The following is a 584-nucleotide window of genomic DNA, read 5'->3' as shown; positions in this document are numbered from 1 at the left end:
AGCGGCATGGGCACTGACGGCGTGTTCAACAGCGATGAGATCGGTACTGATGGCACTGTGACCGCGACCGTGACTCTCGCGACTGGCACCCAAGTTGGCGACACCTTGATTGTCACTGACGGCAACGGCAACACCCTATTTAACGGCCCTGTCACTCAAGACATGCTCGACAACGGCTTTGACGTTGAAGTCCCTGTGACTGCAGGCGCGACCGATGTTGATGTGACCGCGCAAGTGATTGATATCGCCGGTAACCCATCTGCGACTGCTACCGACAACCAGCCTGTGGACAATGTTGCCGCACCTGCACCCACCGTTGAGTTCAGCGGCATGGGCACTGACGGCGTGTTCAACAGCGATGAGATCGGTACTGATGGCACTGTGACCGCGACCGTGACTCTCGCGACTGGCACCCAAGTTGGCGACACCTTGATTGTCACTGACGGCAACGGCAACACCCTATTTAACGGCCCTGTCACTCAAGACATGCTCGACAACGGCTTTGACGTTGAAGTCCCTGTGACTGCAGGCGCGACCGATGTTGATGTGACCGCGCAAGTGATTGATATCGCCGGTAACCCATC

General features: G+C 57.2%; 1 protein-coding gene. It reads left to right on the top strand.

What is annotated here, in order from left to right; translation table 11 throughout:
- A partial coding sequence (locus H5125_RS21790; protein WP_220487400.1) for a hypothetical protein occupies positions 1-584 on the top strand: 584 nt, incomplete at both ends.

The sequence above is a fragment of the Shewanella sp. SR44-4 genome, from assembly GCF_014163715.1.
GTDB lineage: Bacteria > Pseudomonadota > Gammaproteobacteria > Enterobacterales > Shewanellaceae > Shewanella.
The sequence above is the reverse complement of the archived record's forward strand: the minus strand, read 5'-3'. Positions and strand labels throughout refer to the sequence as shown.